General features: G+C 42.7%; 1 protein-coding gene. It reads left to right on the top strand.

The features are described 5' to 3' along the window. The first annotated feature begins 103 nt into the window (after window positions 1–103). On the top strand, window positions 104–493 hold the full coding sequence (locus PPL9_RS22590; RefSeq protein WP_057464841.1) for a hypothetical protein: 390 nt from the start codon (window positions 104–106) through the stop codon (window positions 491–493). The last annotated feature ends 279 nt before the right edge of the window (window positions 494–772 follow it).

The following is a 772-nucleotide window of genomic DNA, read 5'->3' as shown; positions in this document are numbered from 1 at the left end:
TGTTCAATACTCAAACGATATTCCAGCGGTTGTTTCTGGATCTGCAAGGCTATGAAAAATACGTCTGATTAGTTTTCTACAAAATGGCAGGAGAGCCAAGACTTTGCTAGATAAAGCAATCAATCAAGCACAGGCTGAGACCTTGGAACTTGGAGAGCTTTTTTCAACCTTTAAGAAGTACTGCGAAAGAAACCATTCATTTGGCAAAGCCAATGGAATAGGCAAAGCGTTCTTAGTCTACAGTGAGGTTTACCTTCCCCGCCAATGTCACGAGAAAAACTATAATCTCGCAGCCCTGAAGGAAAAACAAACCGCCTTCATAGAGGAAATAAAGAATATTTTGAAAGATCATACCCGCATGAACGCTTCATATTTCCGAGTAAGAAATGACAGTGGAGTTAAGCAATATCTATCAGATAGAATAGAGCGACTTGATGATAAATTCGAAGAACTGAAGTCGGCTGTTGCGCGCAAAAAAGCGAAACGATCCTAATCTTTTGTCTCGTCGGCTGAACTGGGCCATGTAAGGTCTTACGGCATCATAAAGATGAAAATCTGTGGTGCCGTAATCTTTTGTTTTGCGGCTGTGGGAGAGTAATAAAGATTCATACCGAAAGCCCCCCTTTGCGGACCTTCATCGGCGCAAAGCATTCCTAGTAGCGGCACGACGTAGCTGACCAATACCTGACATTGGCGTTAAACTACACAGCCGTCGCTTTGGAGCGACTTCAACTTCAGATAGCGTTATCGAAGAATTTTAAAACCTGAAGAG

Origin of the sequence: Pseudovibrio sp. POLY-S9 (assembly GCF_001431305.1) — a bacterium.
GTDB lineage: Bacteria > Pseudomonadota > Alphaproteobacteria > Rhizobiales > Stappiaceae > Pseudovibrio.
The sequence above is the reverse complement of the archived record's forward strand: the minus strand, read 5'-3'. Positions and strand labels throughout refer to the sequence as shown.